20 protein-coding genes and 1 riboswitch are annotated in these 18162 nt (G+C 55.0%); all 20 genes read right to left on the bottom strand.

The features are described from left to right. Window positions 1-51 precede the first annotated feature (51 nt). The 20 genes from accB to JZM60_RS10830 all read right to left on the bottom strand — a co-directional run bounded on the left by accB (window position 52) and on the right by JZM60_RS10830 (window position 18160). Window positions 52-528 (bottom strand): acetyl-CoA carboxylase biotin carboxyl carrier protein, encoded by a 477-nt coding sequence (gene accB / locus JZM60_RS10925; RefSeq protein ID WP_207162495.1) that lies wholly within the window; start codon window positions 526-528, stop codon window positions 52-54. Between the two features lie 100 nt (window positions 529-628). After that, window positions 629-1699 (bottom strand): M24 family metallopeptidase, encoded by a 1071-nt coding sequence (locus tag JZM60_RS10920; RefSeq protein WP_207162494.1) that lies wholly within the window; start codon window positions 1697-1699, stop codon window positions 629-631. Between the two features lie 3 nt (window positions 1700-1702). Continuing rightward, window positions 1703-2155: a type II 3-dehydroquinate dehydratase gene (gene aroQ, locus JZM60_RS10915; protein WP_207162493.1), complete on the bottom strand. Its 453-nt coding sequence runs from the start codon at window positions 2153-2155 to the stop codon at window positions 1703-1705. Between the two features lie 37 nt (window positions 2156-2192). Beyond that, entirely contained in the window at window positions 2193-2555 is a 363-nt protein-coding gene (locus JZM60_RS10910) for a roadblock/LC7 domain-containing protein (protein ID WP_207162492.1), read from the bottom strand. Continuing rightward, window positions 2534-3511 carry a tetratricopeptide repeat protein gene (locus JZM60_RS10905; protein ID WP_241426226.1) on the bottom strand — a complete coding sequence of 326 codons (978 nt, stop codon included), beginning with the start codon at window positions 3509-3511 and terminating at the stop codon, window positions 2534-2536. The genes JZM60_RS10910 and JZM60_RS10905 overlap by 22 nt, the downstream gene beginning before the upstream one ends. A 2-nt stretch (window positions 3512-3513) precedes the next feature. Continuing rightward, window positions 3514-4596, bottom strand: coding sequence for a 3-dehydroquinate synthase (gene aroB, locus JZM60_RS10900; protein ID WP_207162490.1), 1083 nt, complete (start codon window positions 4594-4596; stop codon window positions 3514-3516). Continuing rightward, window positions 4584-5108: a shikimate kinase gene (locus tag JZM60_RS10895; protein WP_241426225.1), complete on the bottom strand. Its 525-nt coding sequence runs from the start codon at window positions 5106-5108 to the stop codon at window positions 4584-4586. Before JZM60_RS10895 ends, aroB begins: the two co-directional genes overlap by 13 nt. A gap of 1 nt (window position 5109) precedes the next feature. Then, window positions 5110-6291, bottom strand: a complete 1182-nt coding sequence (gene aroC / locus JZM60_RS10890) for a chorismate synthase (RefSeq protein ID WP_207162488.1) — start codon at window positions 6289-6291, stop codon at window positions 5110-5112. 83 nt (window positions 6292-6374) lie between these two features. Then, on the bottom strand, window positions 6375-9026 hold the full coding sequence (locus JZM60_RS10885; RefSeq protein ID WP_207162487.1) for a type IV pilus secretin PilQ: 2652 nt from the start codon (window positions 9024-9026) through the stop codon (window positions 6375-6377). 22 nt (window positions 9027-9048) lie between these two features. Then, window positions 9049-9603, bottom strand: coding sequence for a pilus assembly protein PilP (locus JZM60_RS10880; protein WP_207162486.1), 555 nt, complete (start codon window positions 9601-9603; stop codon window positions 9049-9051). Further along, window positions 9587-10183: a type IV pilus inner membrane component PilO gene (locus JZM60_RS10875; RefSeq protein WP_207162485.1), complete on the bottom strand. Its 597-nt coding sequence runs from the start codon at window positions 10181-10183 to the stop codon at window positions 9587-9589. The genes JZM60_RS10880 and JZM60_RS10875 overlap by 17 nt, the downstream gene beginning before the upstream one ends. Before the next feature lie 20 nt (window positions 10184-10203). After that, the gene (locus JZM60_RS10870; RefSeq protein WP_207162484.1) at window positions 10204-10779 is read right to left on the bottom strand and encodes a PilN domain-containing protein; all 576 of its coding nucleotides are present in this window, start codon (window positions 10777-10779) and stop codon (window positions 10204-10206) included. Beyond that, complete coding sequence (pilM, locus tag JZM60_RS10865) at window positions 10773-11828, bottom strand: type IV pilus biogenesis protein PilM (protein WP_207162483.1); 1056 nt, start codon at window positions 11826-11828, stop codon at window positions 10773-10775. The genes JZM60_RS10870 and pilM overlap by 7 nt, the downstream gene beginning before the upstream one ends. Window positions 11829-11850: 22 nt before the next feature. Further along, entirely contained in the window at window positions 11851-12051 is a 201-nt protein-coding gene (locus JZM60_RS10860; RefSeq protein ID WP_207162482.1) for a helix-turn-helix transcriptional regulator, read from the bottom strand. Between the two features lie 256 nt (window positions 12052-12307). After that, a riboswitch (cyclic di-GMP riboswitch) is annotated at window positions 12308-12384 on the bottom strand. Between the two features lie 98 nt (window positions 12385-12482). Further along, window positions 12483-13040, bottom strand: a complete 558-nt coding sequence (locus JZM60_RS10855; protein WP_207162481.1) for a hypothetical protein — start codon at window positions 13038-13040, stop codon at window positions 12483-12485. Between the two features lie 22 nt (window positions 13041-13062). Then, the gene (locus JZM60_RS10850) at window positions 13063-13404 is read right to left on the bottom strand and encodes a hypothetical protein (protein ID WP_207162480.1); all 342 of its coding nucleotides are present in this window, start codon (window positions 13402-13404) and stop codon (window positions 13063-13065) included. Then, on the bottom strand, window positions 13404-16487 hold the full coding sequence (locus JZM60_RS10845; RefSeq protein WP_207162479.1) for a pilus assembly protein: 3084 nt from the start codon (window positions 16485-16487) through the stop codon (window positions 13404-13406). Before JZM60_RS10845 ends, JZM60_RS10850 begins: the two co-directional genes overlap by 1 nt. A 43-nt stretch (window positions 16488-16530) precedes the next feature. Then, a complete protein-coding gene (locus tag JZM60_RS10840; protein ID WP_207162478.1) occupies window positions 16531-17052 on the bottom strand; it encodes a hypothetical protein in 522 nt (173 codons plus the stop codon). Between the two features lie 17 nt (window positions 17053-17069). Further along, the gene (locus JZM60_RS10835; protein WP_207162477.1) at window positions 17070-17756 is read right to left on the bottom strand and encodes a PilW family protein; all 687 of its coding nucleotides are present in this window, start codon (window positions 17754-17756) and stop codon (window positions 17070-17072) included. Between the two features lie 11 nt (window positions 17757-17767). Continuing rightward, on the bottom strand, window positions 17768-18160 hold the full coding sequence (locus JZM60_RS10830) for a type IV pilus modification PilV family protein (protein WP_207162476.1): 393 nt from the start codon (window positions 18158-18160) through the stop codon (window positions 17768-17770). Between the last annotated feature and the right edge of the window lie 2 nt (window positions 18161-18162).

Raw genomic sequence — 18162 nt, 5'->3', positions numbered from 1 at the left:
AAAGGGGTGGATAAATCCCGTACCCCCGTGCATTTAGTCCGTGGTCTCCGGCTAGAGCGGCTCGACTACGAAGAGGGCCTCTCCAAACTCCACCGGCTGAGCGTTCTCTTTGCAGATGTCAACTATCTTGCAGCGATACTCGGCCTCGATTTCGTTCATGAGCTTCATGGCTTCGACGATGCAGAGAATCTGCCCCTTCTCGACAATCTGGCCGACTTCCACATAGGGAGCAGCATCGGGAGCCGGTGCCCGGTAGAAGGTCCCGACGATGGGGGACGCAATCTCGTTCCCTTTGGCTTTGGGGGCCGGAGCGGCAGCCTCGGCAGAAACGGCGGGTGCAGACGGAGCGGCAGCCGGCATCATCGCCGGTTGCATGGCAACCATGGGCGCAGGAGCCTGGTACTGGACGACCGGTGCCGTACAACCACGCTTGATGAGGATTTTATCCTCACCCGTCCCCATCTCGAACTCGGTTATGTCAGTTTCGGTTACCATCTTTATCAGCGACTTGAGATCCTTAATATCCATACGTTTTCTCCTTTTTGACAGATAACGCCCTGCTTTCCGGGCGACTATAATGTAATAAATCCGTCGATAGCGGGAAGCCTCTTCTCGCCGGCCAACGAATTCAGGACAAAATGATAAGCTCCTTGGGCACCTTAGTGAGGAGGCGGCACCCGTCTCCCGTCACCACAACCGTATCCTCGATCCGAACGCCTCCCCATTCGGGGATGTAAATACCCGGTTCGACAGTGAAAACCATCCCCTCTTCGACAATGCCTTCGCCACGGGGAGAAAGGGTCGGCTTTTCATGGACGTCAAGCCCGACACCATGCCCGAGTCCATGACCGAAAAAATCTCCGTATCCCTGATCGGCGATGAAATCGCGGGCTATTGCGTCCAGCGAGGTAAAACTTATGCCGGGCCTGACGGCAGCTATGGCCCGGTCATGGGCTTCCTTTACGATACCATAGATTTTGCGCTGTTGGTCATCGGCTTTGCCGACGCAGACCGTCACCGTTTCATCGGAATGGTAGCCGCCGTAGAGTGCCCCGAAATCGATAGTGACAAGTTCGCCGGCCCCGATGGCTTTCTCTCCCGCTCTGCCGTGGGGCAACGCCCCCCTCTCGCCGGAAGCGACAATAAAATCGAAGGACTTGTCATCGGCTCCAGCTCGCCTCATGGCAAATTCAAGAGCCAGGGCGAAATCGCGTTCGATCACCCCGGGCCGGAGCCCTTCAAGAGATGACAGCAGCGCCTCGGAGGCGAGTCTTGCCGTCTCGGCCAGCAGGCGGAGCTCGTCAGCATCCTTTACGGCCCGCAGCGTGGCAAGCCCGGCGCTCATGGGGACGAGCTCAGCCCCGGCTACCTTCGCGGAAAGGGCCGCAAAGTGGGCAACCGTCGTATATTCGTCTTCAAAACCAACCCGCCGGTATCCTTGTGCCTCAAGAAGTTCGGCAATCCCTTCGAGCTTGACGCGGTACTCGATCGTGGGGCACGCCGTCACCTCCCGAGCCGCCTGGGTTGTATAACGGGAATCTGTCAGGAACCAGCTTCCCTCCCTGCCGACAACAAGCGCACCATCACTTCCGGTAAAGCCGGAGAGGTAGCGGACGTTACTCAGATTAAGAAAGAGAACGGCCTCAACATCCTGTTTTTCCAAGATTCCTTGGATTTTAACAATCCTGTCTTGTAGCATGTTTCATGCCTTGGTGACAATCTCTTTTTTAATGTGAGTAAAAAGCGCGCGAAGCCCCAACAGATAGCTATCGGCACCGAATCCGGCAATCTGGCCAACGGCCACCGGCGCGATGAAACTGTGCCGCCGGAACTCTTCCCGGCAGTGGATATTGGAAAGGTGGACCTCAACCACCGGCAAAGCTACGGCAGCAATGGCGTCACGAATGGCAACACTGGTATGGGTATAGGCCGCAGGGTTGATAAGTATACCGTCGCATGAGCATCGGGCCTGCTGGATAGCATCCACCATGGCGCCTTCGCTGTTGGACTGGAAGAAGGAAACCGAGCAGCCCAGTTCTGCACCCAGTGCAGCTATTGATTCATTGATGAGGTCGAGGGTCAGGCTGCCATAGATACCGGGCTCGCGTACTCCGAGCAGATTGAGGTTCGGACCGTGGACCACAAGAATGTTCATAGGTGTCTCCGTACAGGGGGCGGCGCCGGGCACAACGCTAAGAAAGGCGGTCGTTCAGCCCGTAGGCATCACGACGGAGCAAGTAGCGGCCCTTGCCGTAGTTGCCATCATGGCTGAGAATAAGGGCAAGAAAGAGGTCGTCGTTGATGGTTCTCATTATGACACGCGAACGCGCGGTATTCACCGCCATTTCCTCCAGCCCTCCGGCTTTGAGAATATCGGCCGTATGCCTGACATCCTTGAGGAGGGAGGAATACTCCACCGTCATAAGATTCAGGTCCAACCCGGCGTTATCGAGGAAGTACTCATCAATGGCAATGCCATCGTACCCCATTATGATGACGCCAAGCCCCCCTTCTACGCTCTCCACTATTCCCTTCAGCGTATCCCTGAACGGCATTGCCGCACCCTCCCGATGGCGTCGAGCCACTCCTCCAGACGTGCAACGACATCCCCCTGCGAGCCGGAATCAGCAGCTTCTGTACCCGCGGCCATGTCGTTTTCCCTGGCGACTTCGGCGAGTTCGTCGCCAAAGGGCATCTTCGAAGTAAATGCATTTTCCCTGGCATGGGCTTCATCTTCATCTATGCGGTGCTTGAGCTCGACAATGCTCTGCCGAAGGGCTTCATTGCCGGGATTGGCGTTCAGGAGGTCCCGGTATATCTTAAGAGCCTTCTTGAGAAACCCCTGCTTGATGTACAGTTCCGCAATTGTCGCCGTTGATAACGGTTCGGAATCGGGTTCTTTATTAATTTGGGGCTCATCGAAGAGCAGGGGTGTATTGGCAGCTATCTCTCCATCAAGAATCTCATCATCCAGCTCCTCGATTATTTCCACTTCCTCAAGGAGAGATTCATCATCATCGAACAGTTCCACTGCCTCCTCGGCAATCGGAACATCATCGGCAAAAACATCGCTCCCAAGGTCGAAGCTCTGGTCGCGCAAGTCAAGTTCGTCCAGGGCGGCCCTGGTTTCACGGTCGTCGGGATTGAGGGAGAGAATCGTCTCCAGCGTCTTTCGAACAAGGCCGGTTTCGCCAATGTCCTCATAAATCCTGCCGAGGAGCTTCTGGGCCACCAGATTGTCGGGTGTCGCCTTAACGACACGCTCAAGGGCCTCCCGGCTTTCCTTCTGCTCTCCCTTGTCGAAGCAAGCCCGTCCTAGGGCCAGGTAGCCGCCCACATAGTCGGGATGCAGCTCAATTCCCTTGCGCGCGGTGGAGATAGCATCGTCTATGAGCCCGGCCTTGCGGTAAAGCTCAGCCAACGGCGCAAAACAGTAAGATGCCGGATCAGCGCCGAGCATATCTTCATAGCGCTTGATATCGGCCTGGGATGATTCTGCACCATGGGTCATGGTCATCCTCCAATCCCGCAGACGGCTAATACTTCGTCCATGTCCCGGATGCAGACCATGGAGAAATCGCCAATGCCCTTATTGAGCACGAAACCGAGCCCGGCGTCCCGCGCCTTCTTGTCACGCATCAGCACCCCTTTATAGGCATCCGCAGCGAACACAGGCAACTCCACCGGCAGCTTCAGCGATGTCAGAAGCGCACAGAGGCGTTCAACATCGGCAGGCCCGGCCAGGCCCCGGTGCTCGGACAGCCTGGCGGCCTGAACCATGCCGATCGCCACCGCTTCACCATGGAGGTAGGTTCCGTAGCCGGCAAGGGTTTCCACCGCATGCCCAAGGGTGTGGCCATAGTTCAGGACAGCCCGAAGTCCGGCTTCCCGCTCATCTTTCTCCACCACCGATGCCTTGATGGAGCAACAACGCATGATGATCCGCGTAAGAACGGCCTTGTCGCGGTCAAGTAGCGCAGGCACGTTTCGCTCCACCTCGGCAAAGAGTTCCCGGTCGAGGACTACGCCATATTTCACCACTTCGGCCATTCCGGCAAGGTACTCACGCTCGGCAAGCGTTGCCAGAGTATCAACATCTATGACCACTGCCCGGGGCTGGTAGAAGGCGCCGATGAGATTCTTGCCGAGGGGGTGATTGATGCCGGTTTTCCCGCCGACGCTGCTGTCAACCTGGGCCAGGAGCGTGGTTGGGACCTGCACGAAGGGGATGCCGCGCAGGTAGGTGGCTGCGGCAAATCCCGCCATATCCCCCACAACGCCCCCTCCAAGAGCTATTACGAAAGAGTCGCGGGTAAGTCCGCCGGCAATCAGCCCATTGTATATGGTGTTCAGGGTTTCGCTTGTTTTGAACTCCTCGCCATCGGGTATCTCCACGAGAACCGGCGAGAACCCCGCTGCGGAAAGGGATTCGGCAACGCCCCCTGAGTAAAGGGGACCGACCGTTGTATTGGTCACGATCGCAGCGATCCGTCCCAGCCCCAGTTCGCGGCAAAGCGCACCTATCCCCGGAAGGTTCCCGTTGCCCCCCAGAATCCTGTAGCTTCTGTCACCGAGCCCCACCGTCAGGGTTTCCACGCAAATCCTCTTTCTTTCAGATAAACGATGATTTCAGCGACCACATCTTCCACGCTTTTGCCTGTGGTGTCAATCCTCAACTCCGCATGTGCGTAGTACGGCTCACGTTCCGCCAGCATCCGCTCGATATGTTCCTCCGAACGGTTATCCCTCAAAAGCGGCCTGTCAGTTTCCTCGCGCAGTCTCCGGCAAATCTCTTCCACCGATGCGGTGAGATTTACAACGACTCCGGCCTCCATGAGCAACCGCCTGTTCTCAGGCGCAATAACCGCCCCTCCGCCTGTGGAAACAACACACTGCTGCTCCTGGGCCAGCCGCCGCACTGCCGAGGTCTCAAGAGCACGGAAATGCGATTCTCCATGACGAGAAAAAATCTCATTAATGGAGATTCCCTCCTCCTCGACGATACGGGCATCAAGATCACAGTAGCGAAAGCCGAGACGCTGGGCCAGGAGTTTGCCGACACTGCTCTTGCCGGTCCCCATGAATCCGGTGAGAACGATGTTGCGCATCTTAGAAAGAGCGGAGATATTCGAGGTAGCCATCGTAATTGCGCCGGACTTCCGCAAGGGAATCACCGCCGAACTTCTCCAGTAGCGCATTGGCAATCTCTACGGCCACAACCGATTCAGCTACAACCGCAGCAGCCGGAACAGCACATACGTCTGAACGTTCAACCGTAGCCTCGAAAGGCTCCTTGGTCAGCATATCCACAGACTTGAGAGGCTTGTAGAGGGTTGGAATCGGCTTCATGGCAGCGCGGACTACTATCTCCTCGCCATTCGTGATCCCCCCCTCAAGGCCCCCCGCATTGTTGGTATTGCGGAAAAACCCTGTGGCCCCGCCGCCGGCAAGGCGGGAGGAGTCGAAGTAAATCTCATCATGAACCTGGGACCCCGGCCGACGGGCAGACTCGAAGCCGAGACCGATCTCCACCCCCTTTATGGCCTGAATGCTCATGACCGCCATGGCCAGGCGGGCGTCGAGCTTACGGTCCCACTGGACGTGGCTGCCAAGTCCCACGGGCACTCCGGAAACAACAATTTCAACCACGCCACCCACCGTATCGCCAGCTTCCCTGGCCGCATCGATGAATGCTTTCATCCGTTGCTCCGCCTCGGCATCATAGGTGGCAAGCTCGGAGCGGGAAGCCTGTTCGCGGAGACGCTCGGAGGAAATCCCGTTCTTCTCTGCACGAATCCCCCCCAGTTCCACCACGAAGCCGCTCACAGTAATGCCGAATTCATCCAGAAAAGAGCGGGCGACAGAACCCACGGCAACCCTCACGGCGGTCTCCCTGGCACTCGAACGCTCCAGGATATTGCGCACATCGCGATGGTTGTACTTCATGGCGCCGGGGAGGTCGGCGTGACCGGGACGCGCGCGGGTGACGCGAATGCTGTCATCCCGGTACTGCTCCTGGGGTGACATTTTCTCCTGCCAGTTGACCCAGTCACGGTTTGTAACGGAGAGGGTTACCGGAGAACCGATAGACTCGCCCCACCGGACTCCGGAGAGAATCCGCACCTCATCTTTCTCGATCAGCATGCGGCCGCCGCGGCCGTAACCACCCTGACGGCGGGCCAGATCAACATTGATTGTTTCCTCGGAAATTTTCAGTCCTGCGGGAATCCCTTCAATTATGGCGGTAAGTTGGGGGCCGTGAGATTCACCGGCAGTCAAATAACGTATCATGGAGACCTCTTATATTGAGAAATGCCAGGGGGTTCCCTGGCATTTCTCGCAGCGATGTAAATTCTTGATATTTTCTAAATGTTTCACGTGGCAAGGATTTTTGGCGTAATGAAAATTAGCAGCTCCGTTTTCACCTTTTTCTTAACCGACGACTTGAAAAGATGGCCGATCAGAGGAATATCTTTCAGGAAAGGAACCCCAGTGTCCGAGTCCTGATCCGAATCGATATAGATACCGCCGATAACCGTTGTCTCACCGTTATTGACAACAAGTTCAGTTGTCGCCTCTTTTTTGTTGATCGGAGGAGTATCGCTCTGACCGATAGGAGTGCCGGCGGTGTCATTGGTTGCCTTAATCTTCATGATCACACTGCCGGCCGACGTGATATGAGGTGTCACCTCAAGGGTAAGAGCCGCTTCGACGAACTCGGTCTTGGCCCCTTCAGTTGAACTGGTGTTTTGATAGGGAATCATCTGCCCCTGGGAAATCTTTGCCGCTTTGTTGTTCAGCGTCACCACCTTCGGAGTGGAGATAATTTTCGCATTTCCCCTGGTGGCAAGAGCCGACAGTTTCAAGTCAAGGGACTGGTTTGTCCCGCCCAGAATCTTACCGAAGGTGATTCCGGTAGCAAGACCGGGTCCAAAAGTCGAGTTAGCTACAGTAGACGCCGTACCGGTCAATATCCCCCCAAAGCCGGTATCAACATTCGTAATGCCGAGGATATTGGCATCCCTGGCATGAATCCCCCACTGAATGCCCAGCTCGCTGCTGATGCTTGTCTCAACTTCGACAATGCGCGCTTCTATCATTACCTGTTTTTCCGGCGCATCGAGATTTTTCAGCAGTATCCTCATGTCCTCAAGGTTAGGGGCAATATCCTTGACGATCACACTGTTGGTGCGGATGTCCTGGGAGATCATCCCACGCTCGCTCTTGACAGCATTGAACTGGGTAACTACATCGCTCACCGAGGCATAGTTAACCTCGAACACCTCGGTTTCAAGCTCCATGGCCCGTTCTTTAGCCTTTTTCATGCTCTGCTCTTCATCGGCCAAAGTTTGAACCTTTGATTTAGGACGGATCTGAACGATGTTGCCGTCCCGCTGCATCCCAAGGCCTTTGTTGTCCAGGATTACATCAAGTGCCTGGTCCCAGGGAACGTTCACCAATTTCAGGGTAATCGTTCCGGTGACATCGTCACCAACAATGAAGTTCAGGTTGCTGACCTCGGCAATTAGCTGAAAGATTTTCCGGATATCGGCGTCTGAAAACTCAAGCGTTACCCGACGCCCCGTATAGACCTTCCGCCCCTGAGATTCGGGAGATGCCGCCATCGGCCTGGCCGCTGCCGGCACGGCACGTCCGGCGTCGCCGGGAGATGCCAGTTCCTCCGCTATCCGCGGCGCATCAAGTTCCACAGGGTTCTTAATATCAAGATAAACGACACCTGCTTCCCTGCGTAGTTCATAGGGGGCCTGCTTGCTCAGCTTGACCTGTACCTTGACGTCATTACGCCCATTTGTCTTGACCTGATAGGGCGTTACCATCCGGACTACACCGGCAAAGGCGCTCGTATCGAGGTGACGCTGCCATTTCTTGGGCAGGGTGCAGTTCCTGAAGTTGAGGGTCACGCCTTCGGCTGATTTTACGGGTTTGTCCACGTCACAGGGAGCGGTCGTGGCAATGACAACCCGGGATACGTTATCAACAACATTGAATTCAATCGATTCAATTTCGGGATTACCACTGGAAACGGGCTGTTTCTGCTCCGCTTTACGCGATGTTGCCGGCACGGTAGCAACTGCCTGCTCAAATTGCCGGGGTTCCGCAACTGCCGCCGAAACCGTCGGGGGAGCTACGACAAGACCGGTCGAGGTTTTTCTGACCGAAAACTCGGGAAGTCTATCGCCGGCAGCATCAAGGACAAGCCGGACCTTTTCGGGATAAGCTCCAACCCTGACGGTGCCGATCCCCATACTGTTAACCGGCACGACCTTTTGCGCCATGGCCGCTCTCACACCAAACACGTCCAGCACAAGCCGGTCCGGTTTAGTGAGCCTGAACGTTTTGAAATCGGCAACATCTCCCGATGTCTGGATCTCAAGAAAATCCTTCCGTGGAGTGATGGCGGTAATGGCATCAGCGGCTTTAACCGGAGCAGGTTCGGCAGGCGCAGAGAGAACCGGGGACTGCTCAGGTTGAGGACTCTGCACCGCAGCCGGTTCCTGGACGGAAGCCGTCACAGGAGGCTCAGCACCTGAATCTTTTGCGGGAACTGAAGCCGGCGCAGACACAAAGGCAAGCCGCATGGTGCTCTTGTCTTTTGTGTCAGTGGCAGCCGTCATATCAACATCACGGGAGAGGAAGACCTCTACCCGGGTCATGGCGGCATCTCCCTCGCCAAAACGGGTAGTCTCGATCCGCTTGATATTACCTGAATTTATCTCGACAGGCTTGGTATACGCACCCGGCAGCACTTGTGCAAAGTCAACCACCCCCTTGGGGGGATTGGCCACCGTATAGAAGGTGTATGCTACAGGCCGGTCAGCAGAGATGATTACCTGGGCATCGTCCCCCTCCCCTGTAACCCTGATGTCCCGCAACGCCGGAACCGGTGAGACCTGACCCGCCTCCCTGTCTCCCACAACTGCGGCATTGGTTGCAGCACAGCCGCACAATGCGCCCAAAAGGGACAAGAGGGTTATATTGCGGGATATTGTAAGTTGGATGCTCATGGGGAGTCTCCTTGGCAGCCTGTTAGTTTTTCTTCGGCAGAGTAAGTTTCACCGTCCGCCGGATCATCTTGCCTGTCACGTCATCCCTGGAGCGTTCAATTACCTCAAGGTACGACGGGGTGACTTTAGATATCACGCCGTTGCTGTTGCCTATTTTCATTCCGGCCTTAACCACGTACCCCTTGCCGGCGGGGTCGACGATAAGAGCCTTGTTCTCCTTGAAACCTGCAATTATGCCGGTAACACGGAACTGCCCCACGTTATACCCCTGAATGGGAAGTAGCCCCGCGGACGAGATAGACCCGGAGGTGGCGGCAGGTCTTTGTGCTTTTGCCTGCAGGAAGGGCTTGAACGGATCTTTCCTGCCGGAAAAACCCAGGGAATGAAGCCCCCCAGCCGGAAGTTGCGCGGAAGAAGTTTGCGCCTGCACGGGAGGTTTAGCCTGGGGATGTGGCTTAGATGCGTCGGCAGGAGCGGGAGGCGGTGCCTCTTCCCCCTTCTTGCATCCCCCGCATGCCAGGACCAGAGAGGCCATTGCGGCAATGAGGAATAACCCGGTGCTATTTCTTCTTGTCATCCTGAGTCTCTTTCTTGTCGAGGAAGCGGAACGTCGTGGCGAGGCAGTTGACTTTGACGCTGGTTTTACCGCCCGTCTGCTTTATATCGGCAAAGGAGACGTCGGTGATATTGACGATCCTCGGCATATTCCCCACGGCTGTGAAGAAGTTGGCAACACTGTGGAATGAACCGGAAACCGAGATATCTACCGGCACCTCGGCATAGAAGTCCTTGGGAACTTCGGCCCTCGGCTTGAAGAGGAGAAAATCATTGCCTGTCCCCTTGCCGAAACTGGTGATGCTGGTCAGCAGGGTTGGGATCTCTTTCTGGTTGGGCAATTCGGTGAGAGCCTGGTCAAGATCCTTCTGAAGCTGCTGATACTCGTTTTTAAGCTTCGGAAGGTTATCAGCAATCCGCTGCTTGTCCCTCACTTCGTTCTGGACACCTTCCAACCGCCCGCGAAGCTCTTTGAGCTCTGTCTGGCGAGGCAGAAAGAGCCCGAAATAGAGGGCCGCCCCTTCGGCCACAAGTATTAGGGCCAAAAGCGCAATTTTCTGTTTTTTGGGAAGCTTAAGCAGTTTTTCGATTTTCGGATCCATGGAGAGTCCTTAACCGGCGGCTATTTCTTCGGAGCCGGCGGTTCTTCCGTCTTTACCTCAGACTTCAAGGCACAGGTGAGCTCGAACCGCTTGGCCTTCACGCCGTCGATTTCCGTCTGTTCTGAAACAACCAGCTCCACGTTCGTGAAGTCTTCCGACCCTTGCAAATGACGCATGAACGAGGCGATGAGATCTTCATCGAGAGCAATGCCTCCAATGCTGACCCCTGTACCGCTTTCAGTGTATTTGGTTATCCATAGCTTTTCGGGGGTAGCATCGCTCAGAGTTGCGAGCCTGCGGACAGGTCCGGTCTTCCCCTTGCGAAGCTGGCCAAGCACATCAAGCTTCTTCGTAACATCGTCTTTAAGCTTTTTTATGTTCTCCAACTCGCCAATCTTGGATTTGAGCTGCTGAAGATCGCTTTCAGACTTTGCAATTTCCGCCTTGGTGGCTTTGATCTTTGCCTGGGCGTAGACATAGAGACCAAGGCCGGCAAGGAGCACGATGAGCGCAGAAACTGCGAGAATAGCCATTTGCTGTTTGGCTGTCTCTTTCTTTTTCGACGCCCTGACCGGGAGCAGGTTGATTTTTACCATTTGTCCCCAACCCTCCTTGTGGCCAGTCCCAGGGCAACCGTAACGAGAGGCCCCATCTCCTTAAGATATTCAGGATCGAATTCCTTTTCGCTGCAGGTAATTTTCCTGAAGGGATCCAGCATCTCCACCGGTACTCCGAGCTTATCGTAAATCGCCTCGGAGAGCATGGCGGTTTTTGCCGCACCGCCACTCAGATAGACCTTGCCGACCTTCCCTTCTCCGGCAGTAGTATTGTAGAAGTCCAGTGAGCGGCGCACTTCAATGGAAAGGGTCTCATTTATTTTATCAATTACGCTCCGCAACCTATCCCGGCCGGGGAAATCCCCCCCCAGCTTCACCCTCTCAGCTTCTTCGCTGCTCAAAGAGAACTGCTTCTGGATCTCTTCGGTATAGAGGTTGCCCCCCATCTGCACGTCACGGGTAAAAAGGGATATTCCACCCTTTACGATATTGAGGTTGAGGATGCTTGCTCCGATATTGATGAGAGCAACGACTTCCTCGGGAGAACTTTCATAATTGAGCTCGAACGCATTCTGCACCGCGAAGGAATCGACATCAACGATAACGAGCTTGAAACCGCTCTCAGCAAAGACGTTCACATAATCGTTGATTATCTCTTTCTTGCTCGCCACGAGAAGAACGTTCATGCGGGTCGGATCGTCTTCGTCTGGCTCAAGTATCTGGAAATCTATATTTACATCGTTGATATCGAAGGGGATGTACTGCTCGGCCTCCCACTGGATCTGGTCCTCCAGCTCTTCGGGAGGCATTGCGGGAAGCTTGATCTTTCGTATGATTACCGTATTCCCGGAGATGGAACAGGCAGCTTCCTTGATCTTGACCGAAAGGCTCTTGCCGAGATTCTTGACAGCATCGATGATAGCAGTGCTGTCCATCAATGTATTATCGACAATAGCTTCCGGGGGTAGCGGCAGCATACCGGCATTAATTAGCTGCCAGGCGCCCTTATGCTCCCGGAGCTGTACCAGTTTCACGGAACTGGAGCCGATATCGATGCCAACCAGATCTTTTTTCTTGGAGAAAAACATAGAGTTGTTCCCATCCGCGGGCTTAGTCGAGAAAGACCGCTTTCTTCTCGGATACTGAAAAACCGAAGGCAAGAATTATTTTACGCTTGGTTTCCATCCGGCATTCCTCTCCGCGCTCGATTCTATCGACGGTTGCCGGAGAAACCCCCGCAAGGCGTGCCAGTTCAGCCTTGCTCATGAGCCTTTCTTCCCTGATCTTTCTGACGTTATTTTTGAATTTCATCGCCCAATCCTGCAAAGCCCGGTAGTTTATGGCGAAATGTACTGTAATTAAAGCCAATGTCAAGAAATTAGTTAAAATTGAATGAAGTTGAAAGTAATTAAGCAAGATTGATACCGGGCGATTTTCAACCGGGTTAACAACGATATCCAATGGTTCCAGGCACCTGACTGACAATTTCCGTCAACCCTCGCTGCAATTTTGACAAGTTATGTCATAAAAAGAAAAAGCCGGGGCCGAGCATCACGAATCGTGATATTTCGGCATCCCGGCTGTCTCGGTGAGACCCTGTAGGCTTTCCGCCCCATCCTCGCGGATGGTTTAGTATTGTCGATATCGGGGCTATTCGGTTTTTTCCCGGGAACACCCGTCTAATTGGCGTTCCTGGGATAACTAATCGGCCGGCACAGCATATTCTTTAGGAAAAATCTTCATCAGTCGACTTTTTTCTGCCCGGGCGCCGCCAATCCGAGGGCTTTCAGGGCTACCCCCCGGTATTTGCCGAGCCTGTTGAACTGGTTGTCCAGTTTTACCGCTTCTGAGAGATATCCCTTCCCTTCTTCCGCCCGGCCATGATGGATGGCGTACAGGCCCTTCAGGAAGCCCGCAAAAACCTTATCCTTCGCCTCCAATTCCCGATGGAGGGCCTCTTCTGACCGAAAATCGCCGCGTATGTCATAAATGTAGCCAAGGTAGAGGTAAACTTCCTTAAAAAATGGGAAGGTATCAGCCACGTTCTTCCGCAAATACTCTAACTCCTGATACGCCGCATCGTACTGTTTCTTGTTTAATTGCCGCTTCGCGGCGAGAAACCGCTTCATATACTGAAGTTCCGTCGCACGGGAGGGGAACGGCTTCCCCATAACTCGATACGTTATCCAGCCGACGACATTGTAGGGCCAGGTCAATACGGTATAAATCGACGCAATGCCGAACATGATGGCGATAACGGCTGCTATAACCTGCCGCGTCTTTTTCTCTGGATTGGCCATGTTGATACAACGGACCCTTCGTTTATCTTATTTCCAGCTCAGATACGAAATAAGTCTTATTGCGAATCCTGTAAACCGTTGCCTTGACCCGCGTCCCCTTTTTCAGGGTGAACTTGGCCAGGGGTGCCGGAGTACCGTTCACTTCCGTTTCCCGGCAGATTCTATAGAGCTTCTCACGCATGACAAAGGTTCCAGCGCCCCTTATCGCCATAATCTCCCCTTCGACAACCTCCGGGCTCATGAGGCCGGCAGTGGTCGCACCCAGCGAGGAAAGCGAGGGAAACACGTTGCGCATCTCCTGTGCTGCCAAGGCATAATGGCCCCAAAAAACGATGCCGGCAACCATGACCATAAGGTAACGCATCAGAAAACCTCCCGCCACGAAATGGGTATTATCCCGGTCATGAAATTGAATACTTCTTCAATGGGAGTTTCATTGGCACTCCCCGAGCCACCCGTGTCAGGGGTGAGGCTCGACAGGTTCACGACCCCGCCGCCGGCCCCGACAAAGGCCGTCGTTCCCGTCGGACGGACAACCAGTACGGCTTCGGTGGGTATGCCGTTACCCAAATTGTACCGGGTGTAGAGGCCGGTCAGATAGTTTACGGCATACAGTTTTGCGCCGCCGCCGATGTCGCACATGGCATTGTTGGGGAGGAACGAGCCGAACAACACATATTTATTAAAGAGTACCGGAGCCGCCAGCGACTTCTCGCCATCGGACGCTATTAGCCGGATGTACCAGCCATTGGACGCAAGAGGAGCCGTAGAAGTACTAATTACGCCGGTCTGGTCGGTAAGGCTCACCTCCGTCAAGGTGGAAAAGGCGCTAACGTCGGCATTGACGTCCTTCACGCCATACAACCTGTCAACGACTGTATCCGCGCGCGGGTTGTCCCGGTCCCCCGTGCCGAAGTAGATGTAGTCATACCCTGACTGCAGAGCAATCTCTGGCTGGTAGAATATTTTACGTCCCGAGCTGCTGTCGGCTCCAGGATTCGACGCGAACAACTTGCGTATATCCCAGTTATCGATGAGATTGACGTCTTTCGAGGCATCTCCCTCAACGGCGCTATCTGGCGATTTCGCGATACGCCACAGGTTCCCCCCCAAATCCCCCACGTAGATGCGGTCCACGATCCCATCGGAATCCCTGTCCACTGCGGCGACAGTGCTGGGAATGGCATAGTTCATCCCATTGGCGACCGTATGCTGGAAACTGCTTAGCAAAGCGCCGGTCATGAGATCGACGATAAATACCCCGCGTCCTTTGGCCGCGGCGGCGACCGCTTCGTTATTGGACAAGGAGGGATCAAAACCGGCACCGAACATGATGGCATCATGGGTGACCGCAACTCCGGCTCCATCATTCTTTTTAACCTTAACGACCAAGGGATCGGACCATGTCTGGCCCATTTCCGACAAGCCCGAGGAAGAACTGTTAATTCGCCAAAGCAGTTGCGGAGCCACCGGATTGGTCACATCAAGTGCATAATAATTGTCGCCGCCGGCACGCTGACCGAAGATGATAATTGCCCTGGTGATTACGCCGGACGAATTCCGCTCCTGATACAGCTTGACGGAGCCATCAACAAAGTAGGGATGAGATGCTCCCTCCTCGAAGAGCTTCAGGCGCGGAAGCGCATCGGGCGGCACGAATGCCCACTCCTCGCTGCCATCCGTATCACTGATACAATGGAGCATACCGTCGTTGGAGCCGAAGAAGATATGCCGGTTCGGGTCAACCGCATCCGGACCATTATAGTCCACCACCAAGGGGACGGAGTGGAGAATGTCTCCCAGGATGAAATCGCGCTTCTCGGCCCAGTTGGAATCGCCATCGTCATCATAGCTATCCATGCCGTGGATGTATTGAATCAGGTCATCCCGCGCCGTGGTTGTGGCATTGGCGGAGTTACTCTTGGCAGGGTCGCCGAGAACGGCGGCCGTGAGTCCCCCATTGCCGGTCGTAAAGGCATTGGACGCATCAGTCAGATTAGCATTGGTCCCCAGGTAGGTATAGATGTTCCGGGCCGACGCCCGGCTTTTCAACTGCGATGAAACGCTCCAGTAGGGAAGCGCTGTGTCGAGCATGGCCCCCGAAGTGTCAGTGGCAGGGTTGCCGGCGCTGTCAATAATCTGGTTCGTGCTGGAGAGGCCGTATTTGTGGAGATCGCCAACCCAGAACTTTGAGTAGGCCAGCGGCTTGAAGAACGCCAGATACATCTTGTCACCACTGGATGTACGGGTGATGGGAACAACCGGGGCGGTATAGGTCTGGAGCTTCTTGGCAATGTCGTCAAGGGCCATCAACAGGCTGCGCTCCAGTTCAGCAGCATTATTGGCGGTAAAATAAAGGCCGCCACCTTCCTGGGCCGTCTTCTGAAGGAGCGGGCTGTCGTGGGAAAAGCCTATGGTATAGGTGGTTACGTTCTGGTTTCCCTGCAAGGAGTTATCGCTACCCGGAGGGCGAAGGTCGTTACGATAGAGATAGCGGGCAACATCGTCCAGAAATGTCTGGGGAACCGTATCGCTATAGGTGTCGTCAGCAAACCATACGTCGTTATTGAGTGAATCGTTGGGGTTTGAACTATGCCAGTTGTAATCTCCGTTCTGGTCCCACTTTTGCCCCCGGTTGTCGTCGGTGATGCCAGTTTTCCCCCCGTCCAGAAAATGGCCGATAATGCTCGTATCGGTATCGTGGGTCGGCTCTCCATCGGTTATTATGATGATGAAAGCCTTCTGACACCAGTTATTCTCATTCCAGGGGCTGTACTGGCCGGTATAGGTATCCTCAAAATATTTGCCGGCATCGGTCAGGGCCTCGGCCAGGGGAGTCCACGTTCCGGCATTAATGGCGCTGATCTGCCCATGCATGGCGGTGACGGTGGCGCCTATCTTTGAAATGATGTTGCCACCGTCATCCTGATTGAACTTCATGAAACCGAAATCCACATTTGCGTACATCAGGTCAACCAGGTTATTCAGCACCCCCTTCGCGGTACTGATCTTGCTCACGGAGGGAGTCGCCTCGTAGTTGAGGCGGTTTCCGGTCTTGAGGCCGTAATTGCTGTCATCGATGCCGTCATGGCCGGCCACGTCAATGCCGCCGTCGCGGTTGATCTCATCGGTGAAGGCACCGGTGTATTCCCGCCATTCAGTTTGACTGCATACGCCGTTTTGTTTGTATTTCAAGCACCGGTACTGATAGCGCGTGGCATTTGCGTATGTCCCGGCATAGGTCGTGACATTGTCGTAGGGAACCCCGTCATCCATGCTGCCGGAGTTGTCCATGATGATCATGACCATCGGCTTCATGGTGGCGCCGGCCGAGTAGATTTCCGTATCGTCGGCCGCGGCGATGCCGGGAGCCGCGACAATCTGGGCAAGGGTTACCGGAACGGAAAGTATCCGCATTATTTTTCTGAAGAACCTGCTCGTCAACATGGATGTTACCTCCCCGCGTTCAATGCGGAAATGCCGGGGCTGGCTATGGGGCCAGGCTGTACCCCTCAAATTCCAAGGTCTTGCGCGAAATGCCGCTTTCGGCCCGGGAAACGATTCTGCTGCGGTAAGGTTTCATTTGCACCTTCCCTCCTCCGGCAGTAGGGGAAACAAAAGTGCCACTGTACCCGCTACCGAGTAAAAGTTGCGGATCGACGCCCATGCCCGTCAGGTTGAGAAAGGTAACACGCTGGTTGAGGGGGCCAGGAAGTTCCGCCTGCCCCTCGGCAGTCATGTTCCCTGTTGAAGATGATGCAGGAAAACCGGTGCTTCCCATATAGACAAAGGTCCCGCGTACATACTCGATGCCGGCGTCGGCGGCGGCCAGCGTACGCTTACTCACGGTGCTGGCCCCCGACAACAGCGTTTCAACCATAGTTGTGTTGAGCATCATGGTCATCATGGCCATCAGAACTGCGGCAAACATCAGAACAGTAACCAATGCCATGCCGGACTGGTTGCCCATGGGGAGCCTGAACCGATAATGACGATGTGCGGGTATCTTCATTGAACTGTCTCCCGTTATCAGAGCCCGAAATTCCTGGGGCTTACGGTCACCGAATAGACGCGCCGCCGATAGCCGTCGGCGGGGCGGGAAGTGGTATTGTCGCCGATTGTAGGTGGCGCTGCAGTGTAATTCAGGTCCCGTGCCTGCGACTTTAAGAGCACTTGCAATGTCACTCTCACCGGGCGAGTCGGGTTGATGCTTCCCAAATCCGCCGCAGTGCCGTCATCGGCATAAATTCCAGAGACTTGCATATCTTCCACATTGGACGCAATGGGTTCGGCAGCCCCGCCCGCAAGAAGATTTTGCCTCATGAGCCCCGGATTGGCGGGGTCTTTACTTATATAGTAGTCATAAGCCCGCGACCCTCTGGTTATGCCGGAAGACATGGCCGTGGAATAGCGGACCTGCACCGCATCGGTCCCCAAACTCCTGGTGGCGTCGGAGGATGGGGCATTACCCTGGGCCACCAGCCCAGTGGACTTATCGACGCCATAACCCGCCATCCGAATGTCACGTTCCAGCAGATCCACGACCATCTGGCCGCTGATCTGCACATCGCTGGTAGCAGACTGGACTGCGGCCAGCTTATTCTGGACGATAAAAGTGGTCGAAGCGGCCATAATCACCAGCGCGGCAACAAACATGGAGACAAGGAGCTCAACCAGGGTAAATCCCCGGGAAGTATAGAGAGACGACTGACTCATGGCCACCCTCCTCACCGGGACCTGACGATCGAAAAGTTCATGCCGTGATAGCCGTACTTGTCGGTCCAGGTGGTGGACATATTGATAAAGGCCAGGTTGGCGGTGGGGTTGGTGACTCGCCACTTTGTATTGTAGTTGACGCCGCTGGAGGTGGTCGTGATGGGTGTCAACTGGCTCACCAGGCTGGCAAAGGGGGCATTCATAAGAATTTCGATGCGGGATTGGGCCGTAGTGGTGGCAAGATACCGGTTGTTGCTTCCCGAACTCCCCGCCAATCCCGTGAACAGCATGGTAGCAGTTCCCAGCATGACGACGGAAAGTATGGCTATGGCGACCAGAGCCTCAACAAGCGAGAAACCGCCATTGTTCCGCAGGCACGACGCATTTTCCGCAACTGCCTTCATAA

Origin of the sequence: Geobacter benzoatilyticus, assembly GCF_017338855.1 — a bacterium.
Taxonomy (GTDB): domain Bacteria; phylum Desulfobacterota; class Desulfuromonadia; order Geobacterales; family Geobacteraceae; genus Geobacter; species Geobacter benzoatilyticus.
The sequence above is the reverse complement of the archived record's forward strand: the minus strand, read 5'-3'. Positions and strand labels throughout refer to the sequence as shown.

What these genes read in the sequence shown, in the direction of transcription:
- accB (WP_207162495.1), bottom strand. Translation starts at nt 528, where the DNA reads ATGGATATTAAGGATCTCAAGTCGCTGATAAAGATGGTAACCGAAACT.
- JZM60_RS10920 (WP_207162494.1), bottom strand. Translation starts at nt 1,699, where the DNA reads ATGCTACAAGACAGGATTGTTAAAATCCAAGGAATCTTGGAAAAACAG.
- aroQ (WP_207162493.1), bottom strand. Translation starts at nt 2,155, where the DNA reads ATGAACATTCTTGTGGTCCACGGTCCGAACCTCAATCTGCTCGGAGTA.
- JZM60_RS10910 (WP_207162492.1), bottom strand. Translation starts at nt 2,555, where the DNA reads ATGCCGTTCAGGGATACGCTGAAGGGAATAGTGGAGAGCGTAGAAGGG.
- JZM60_RS10905 (WP_241426226.1), bottom strand. Translation starts at nt 3,511, where the DNA reads ATGACCCATGGTGCAGAATCATCCCAGGCCGATATCAAGCGCTATGAA.
- JZM60_RS10895 (WP_241426225.1), bottom strand. Translation starts at nt 5,108, where the DNA reads ATGCGCAACATCGTTCTCACCGGATTCATGGGGACCGGCAAGAGCAGT.
- aroC (WP_207162488.1), bottom strand. Translation starts at nt 6,291, where the DNA reads ATGATACGTTATTTGACTGCCGGTGAATCTCACGGCCCCCAACTTACC.
- JZM60_RS10885 (WP_207162487.1), bottom strand. Translation starts at nt 9,026, where the DNA reads ATGAGCATCCAACTTACAATATCCCGCAATATAACCCTCTTGTCCCTT.
- JZM60_RS10880 (WP_207162486.1), bottom strand. Translation starts at nt 9,603, where the DNA reads ATGACAAGAAGAAATAGCACCGGGTTATTCCTCATTGCCGCAATGGCC.
- JZM60_RS10875 (WP_207162485.1), bottom strand. Translation starts at nt 10,183, where the DNA reads ATGGATCCGAAAATCGAAAAACTGCTTAAGCTTCCCAAAAAACAGAAA.
- JZM60_RS10870 (WP_207162484.1), bottom strand. Translation starts at nt 10,779, where the DNA reads ATGGTAAAAATCAACCTGCTCCCGGTCAGGGCGTCGAAAAAGAAAGAG.
- pilM (WP_207162483.1), bottom strand. Translation starts at nt 11,828, where the DNA reads ATGTTTTTCTCCAAGAAAAAAGATCTGGTTGGCATCGATATCGGCTCC.
- JZM60_RS10860 (WP_207162482.1), bottom strand. Translation starts at nt 12,051, where the DNA reads ATGAAATTCAAAAATAACGTCAGAAAGATCAGGGAAGAAAGGCTCATG.
- JZM60_RS10855 (WP_207162481.1), bottom strand. Translation starts at nt 13,040, where the DNA reads ATGGCCAATCCAGAGAAAAAGACGCGGCAGGTTATAGCAGCCGTTATC.
- JZM60_RS10850 (WP_207162480.1), bottom strand. Translation starts at nt 13,404, where the DNA reads ATGCGTTACCTTATGGTCATGGTTGCCGGCATCGTTTTTTGGGGCCAT.
- JZM60_RS10845 (WP_207162479.1), bottom strand. Translation starts at nt 16,487, where the DNA reads ATGTTGACGAGCAGGTTCTTCAGAAAAATAATGCGGATACTTTCCGTT.
- JZM60_RS10840 (WP_207162478.1), bottom strand. Translation starts at nt 17,052, where the DNA reads ATGAAGATACCCGCACATCGTCATTATCGGTTCAGGCTCCCCATGGGC.
- JZM60_RS10835 (WP_207162477.1), bottom strand. Translation starts at nt 17,756, where the DNA reads ATGAGTCAGTCGTCTCTCTATACTTCCCGGGGATTTACCCTGGTTGAG.
- JZM60_RS10830 (WP_207162476.1), bottom strand. Translation starts at nt 18,160, where the DNA reads ATGAAGGCAGTTGCGGAAAATGCGTCGTGCCTGCGGAACAATGGCGGT.